This is a genomic window from uncultured Bacteroides sp. (assembly GCF_958445495.1).
GTDB lineage: Bacteria > Bacteroidota > Bacteroidia > Bacteroidales > Bacteroidaceae > Bacteroides.
Genome location: NZ_CAUCSQ010000095.1, coordinates 1 through 5501 on the forward strand (window position 1 = coordinate 1; position 5501 = coordinate 5501).

General features: G+C 41.0%; 4 protein-coding genes. All 4 read left to right on the forward strand.

Translation table 11 applies throughout. From position 1 onward, the window contains the following. The first annotated feature begins 276 nt into the window (after nucleotides 1-276). The 4 genes from Q5076_RS17725 (at nucleotide 277) to Q5076_RS17740 (ending at nucleotide 5134) form a co-directional block, all read left to right on the forward strand. The gene (locus Q5076_RS17725) at nucleotides 277-663 is read left to right on the forward strand and encodes an START-like domain-containing protein (protein ID WP_303015120.1); all 387 of its coding nucleotides are present in this window, start codon (nucleotides 277-279) and stop codon (nucleotides 661-663) included. A 76-nt stretch (nucleotides 664-739) separates the two neighbouring features. Further along, nucleotides 740-2638, forward strand: coding sequence for an LptF/LptG family permease (locus tag Q5076_RS17730; protein WP_303015124.1), 1899 nt, complete (start codon nucleotides 740-742; stop codon nucleotides 2636-2638). A gap of 5 nt (nucleotides 2639-2643) precedes the next feature. Then, nucleotides 2644-3858: a bifunctional 3,4-dihydroxy-2-butanone-4-phosphate synthase/GTP cyclohydrolase II gene (locus Q5076_RS17735; protein ID WP_303015122.1), complete on the forward strand. Its 1215-nt coding sequence runs from the start codon at nucleotides 2644-2646 to the stop codon at nucleotides 3856-3858. A gap of 82 nt (nucleotides 3859-3940) precedes the next feature. Further along, entirely contained in the window at nucleotides 3941-5134 is a 1194-nt protein-coding gene (locus tag Q5076_RS17740; protein WP_303015123.1) for a pyridoxal phosphate-dependent aminotransferase, read from the forward strand. The last annotated feature ends 367 nt before the right edge of the window (nucleotides 5135-5501 follow it).

Below are 5501 nucleotides of genomic sequence, written 5' to 3' on the forward strand. Positions count from 1 at the left end.
GGGGACCTCATGATTATGAATCATGCGCTCTAACCAGCTGAGCTATCCCGCCATTATTTCTTGATTGCGGGTGCAAAGATAGATGTTTTTTTATAATCTCCAAAACAAATTACAACTTTTTTGTGTTTTCCTTTTGAGAATAGATTTCATTTCCCCGATTAACGGGGAGTTTGAAGTTTATAAAAAGAAGATTTATTAAATAAAGTGCTAAAATTATACTACATATTTAGAAAAAAGTATTTATCTTGGCGCACGTAAAAACAATTCGAAATTGCTATGAAAAAGGAAAAAATTCATTTGGAGTATTTATTGAATGCGACATCTAAAAATATTCTTTGGGCGGCTATTAGTACCCCTACCGGGTTGGAAGACTGGTTTGCGGATAAAGTGATATCCGACGATAAAATTGTAGAATTCCATTGGGGGAAGACAGAACAAAGAAAAGCTGAAATTATAGCGATACGGTCTTTCTCTTTTATTCGTTTTCGTTGGTTGGATGATGAAAATGAACGTGATTATTTTGAGATAAAGATGACTTATAATGAGTTGACAAGTGATTATGTTTTGGAAATTACAGATTTCGCAGAGCCGGATGAAGTAAGTGATATGGAAGAATTATGGGAGTCTCAAGTCGGTAAATTAAGAAGAACTTGTGGATTTTAGTTAACTTTCAACTAAAAATTTCCGATGCTCCTTTTTTTGTGCTAATTTTGCGTCTTAAATGCACGAACCTATTAAGATGCTACGCATAAAGAAATTAGATATATTTATCGTAAAGAGCTTCATGTTGCTCTTTGTTGGTACATTCTTCATCTGTCTGTTCATTTTTATGATGCAGTTTTTATGGAGATATGTAGACGAATTAGTCGGGAAGGGACTGGAGATGAGCGTAATGGCCCAGTTCTTCTTTTATTCCGCATTGACATTAGTGCCAGTATCATTGCCGTTGGCAGTGTTACTGGCTTCTTTGATAACTTTCGGCAACTTCGGTGAGCGTTATGAATTGTTGGCGATGAAGGCCGCTGGCATCTCCCTGCTCAAAATCATGCGTCCGCTTATCTTCTTTGTTTGCGGACTTGTGGGTGTTTCTTTTTATTTTCAAAATGTAGTAGGCCCTATTGCACAAGCTAAATTAGGTACTTTAATTCTTTCAATGAAACAGAAGTCGCCGGAGTTGGATATTCCGGAAGGTGTTTTCTATTCGGAAATTCCCGATTATAATCTGAAAATCGCCCAAAAAGACCGGAAAACCGGTATGTTGTATGATGTGCTTATTTATAATCTGAAAGACGGTTTCGAAAATGCGCATATTATCTATGCGGATTCCGGGCGTTTGGAAATGACTGCTGACAAGCAACATCTTTGGTTGCATTTGTATAGCGGAGATTTGTTTGAGAATCTGAAGGCGCAAAGTATGAAATCCCAAAATGTACCTTACCGGCGTGAGTCATTCAGGGAGAAACATACGATTATTGAGTTCAATTCGGACTTTAATATGGTTGACGGTGAAATTATGGGACGCCAATCCAGTGCTAAGGATATGGCACAATTACAAAGTTCCATTGATTCGATGAAAGTCGTCGGAGATAGTATCGGAAGGCAGTATTATAAAGAAGTCTCCGAGGGGAATTTCCGTACATCCTATGGGTTGACGAAAGAAGATACCGTTAAGATAGAAAAGGCGAATATTCAAGAATATAATATCGATAGCCTTTATCAGGCGGCGCCTTTGGTACAAAAGCAGAAAGTGATTTCTTCCGCTGCCAGCCGTGCGGAGAATATGGCCAGCGATTTGAGCTTCAAGAGTTACACGATGGAGAATAATGATTATGCAATTCGAAAACATAAGACGGAATGGCATAAAAAAATCACTATTTCGCTTTCTTGTTTACTGTTCTTTTTTATTGGAGCACCGTTGGGAGGTATTATTCGTAAAGGAGGCCTGGGAATGCCTGTGATTGTGTCGGTATTAGTGTTTATTATATACTATATTATAGATAACACCGGATATAAAATGGCTCGTGACGGTAAATGGGTTGTCTGGATGGGGATGTGGACGAGTAGTGCCGTCCTTGCTCCGTTAGGTATTTTTCTGACCTATAAGTCAAATAAAGATTCCGTGGTGCTTAATGCTGATGCCTATATCAACTGGTTTAAGAAGGTCATGGGAATTCGTAGCGTACGTCATTTATTCAAGAAAGAGGTTATTATCAATGATCCGGATTATAGGCGTATTCCTGGAGAGTTGGAGCAGCTTTCAGCGGAATGTAGGGCATATATCGCAAAAAATCGTTTGACAAAGGCACCTAATTATTTTAAGTTGTGGATGTCTGTAGAAAAAGATGATGAAGTGGTGGCTATCAATGACAGATTAGAGGCGTTGGTGGAAGAAATGTCCAATACGAAGTCGGCGACTTTGATAGGAGCATTGAACAACTATCCTCTTATTCCCGTTTCTGCACATATACGCCCGTTTCATATATATTGGTTGAATCTGGTTGCAGGCATTATTTTCCCTGTCGGTCTGTTTTTCTATTTCCGTATCTGGGCTTTTCGTCTTCGCCTGGACAAAGATATGGAGCGAATCATAAAGAACAATGAACAAGTTCAATTCATCATACAGAAAATTAATAAATAAGTGTTATGGAAGAGATTAAAATGGATAGAATAGAAGATGCGGTTGCCGATTTCAAAGAAGGCAAGTTTGTCATAGTAGTAGATGATGAAGATCGTGAGAATGAAGGTGATTTGATTATTGCTGCTGAAAAGATAACTCCTGAGAAAGTGAATTTCATGTTGAAACATGCACGCGGTGTACTTTGTGCGCCTGTCACTGTATCCCGTTGCAAAGAGTTGGATTTACCCCATCAGGTGAGTGATAATACCTCCGTGTTAGGAACCCCTTTTACGGTTACTATCGATAAGTTGGAAGGTTGTACGACCGGGGTATCGGCGGCCGATCGTGCTGCCACAATCCGGGCATTGGCCGATCCTGCTTCCACTCCGGCGACGTTCGGACGTCCCGGACACATAAATCCGTTGTATGCACAGGAAAAAGGAGTGCTCCGGCGGGCCGGGCATACAGAAGCAACTATTGATTTGGCCCGTCTTGCAGGGCTTTATCCGGCAGGTGCTTTGATGGAAATCATGAATGATGACGGTACGATGGCCCGTCTGCCTGAACTCCGTAAAATGGCGGATGAACACGGATTAAAACTGATATCTATCCATGATTTGATTGTTTATCGTTTGAAACAAGAGTCAATCGTAGAGAAAGGAGTAGAGGTAAACATGCCTACCGAATACGGAATGTTTCGTCTGATTCCTTTCCGGCAGAAATCAAACGGACTGGAACATGTCGCCCTCTTCAAAGGAACATGGAATGAAGACGAACCGATTTTGGTACGGGTACATTCCTCTTGTGTGACCGGTGACATTTTTGGCTCTAAGCGTTGCGATTGCGGCGAACAACTGCATAAAGCAATGGAGATGATTGATGCTGCAGGGAAAGGAGTCGTGGTTTATTTGAACCAGGAAGGACGCGGAATCGGTTTGATGGAAAAAATGAAAGCTTATAAACTGCAAGAGGGAGGAATGGATACGGTTGATGCCAATGTCTGTCTGGGACATCTTGCCGATGAACGTGATTATGGAGTAGGAGCACAGATTCTTCGCGAGCTGGGAGTACATAAAATGAAACTGTTGACAAATAATCCAGTAAAGCGCGTAGGCTTAGAAGCTTATGGATTGGAAATTGTAGAGAATGTGCCTGTCGAAACCATTCCCAATCCGTACAATGAAAGATATCTGAGGACGAAAAAAGAAAGAATGGGCCATACGTTGCATTTTAATAAGTAAATTGTCGCTTTGTTTTCATATATCAAATATAATCGCTTATTTTGCAACGAATTTCACTCAACAACTATAAAGTAGATACAAAATGAATCAATTATCAGATCGTTTGAACAGCTTGTCGCCGTCGGCGACGCTTGCCATGTCGCAAAAGAGCAATGAACTCAAAGCACAAGGCGTTGATGTTATTAACTTAAGTGTAGGAGAACCGGATTTTAATACTCCTGAACACATCAAAGAAGCTGCGAAAAAAGCCATTGACGATAACTTTTCTCGCTACTCTCCGGTCCCAGGTTATCCGGCTTTACGTAATGCGATTGTTGAGAAACTGAAAAAAGAGAACGGTCTGGAATATACAGCCGCACAGATTTCATGTGCAAATGGTGCGAAACAGTCTGTTTGTAATGTCATCCTTGCATTGGTCAATCCTGGTGACGAGGTGATTGTACCGGCTCCATACTGGGTAAGTTATCCGGAAATGGTGAAGTTGGCGGAAGGTACCCCTGTGATTGTTTCTGCCGGTATTGAACAAGATTTTAAGATTACGCCGGCGCAATTGGAAGCCGCCATCACCCCGAAAACCAAAGCGTTGATTCTATGTTCACCATCCAATCCTACGGGGTCAGTCTATAGTAAGGAAGAATTGGCCGGATTAGCGGCAGTATTGGTGAAATATCCGCAAGTAGTGGTGATTGCTGATGAAATCTATGAACATATCAATTATGTTGGAGCCCATCAGAGCATCGCACAGATTCCGGAAATGAAAGAACGTACGGTGATTGTGAACGGCGTGTCGAAAGCCTACGCAATGACTGGATGGCGAATCGGGTTCATTGCCGGTCCCGAATGGATTGTGAAAGCTTGTAATAAGTTGCAGGGACAATATACCTCAGGTCCTTGTTCCGTCTCACAAAAAGCTGCAGAAGCCGCATATACAGGAACTCAGGAACCGGTGAAGGAAATGCAGAAAGCTTTTGAACGCCGTCGTGACTTGATTGTGAAGTTGACTAAGGAAGTGCCTGGCTTTGAAGTGAATGTGCCGCAGGGAGCTTTCTATCTGTTCCCGAAATGCAGCTATTTCTTCGGAAAGAGCAATGGCGGACGCAAGATTGAGAATTCGGATGATTTGGCTATGTATTTGCTTGAAGAAGCTCATGTCGCATGTGTGGGGGGAACTTCATTCGGTGCGCCTGAGTGTATTCGTATGAGCTATGCCACAAGTGATGAGAATATTGCCGAGGCCATTCGTCGTATCAAGGAAGCATTGGCTAAATTGAAGTAAGGGCTTATCGCGATTTTGTATAAACCGAATATAAAGGGTGTCAAAACTCATTTTTAAAAGAGATGAGTTTTTATCAGTAACTTGACAACCTTTTTCATAGCAATAAAAAGAGCTGCATCATTACTCGAAAATAAAGTTTGATGCGGCTTTTTAATGTCCCAATTACAATCCGTCACTTTTCTAAGTGTTCAGTTTGATTTTGATTACATTCACCTTCATGAATCGTATCGCTGATAATTGACCTCTTATCCCGATTTTATAAATAATAAAAAGGGACATTCAGTAAATAGTATAAAATTAGCCAACTAATTCATACTTTAAGTATGAATTAGTTGGCTTTTTTGTATCTTTAGGTATTCCCCCGCAA

What these genes read in the sequence shown, in the direction of transcription:
- Q5076_RS17730 (WP_303015124.1), top strand. Translation starts at nt 740, where the DNA reads ATGCTACGCATAAAGAAATTAGATATATTTATCGTAAAGAGCTTCATG.
- Q5076_RS17725 (WP_303015120.1), top strand. Translation starts at nt 277, where the DNA reads ATGAAAAAGGAAAAAATTCATTTGGAGTATTTATTGAATGCGACATCT.
- Q5076_RS17740 (WP_303015123.1), top strand. Translation starts at nt 3,941, where the DNA reads ATGAATCAATTATCAGATCGTTTGAACAGCTTGTCGCCGTCGGCGACG.
- Q5076_RS17735 (WP_303015122.1), top strand. Translation starts at nt 2,644, where the DNA reads ATGGAAGAGATTAAAATGGATAGAATAGAAGATGCGGTTGCCGATTTC.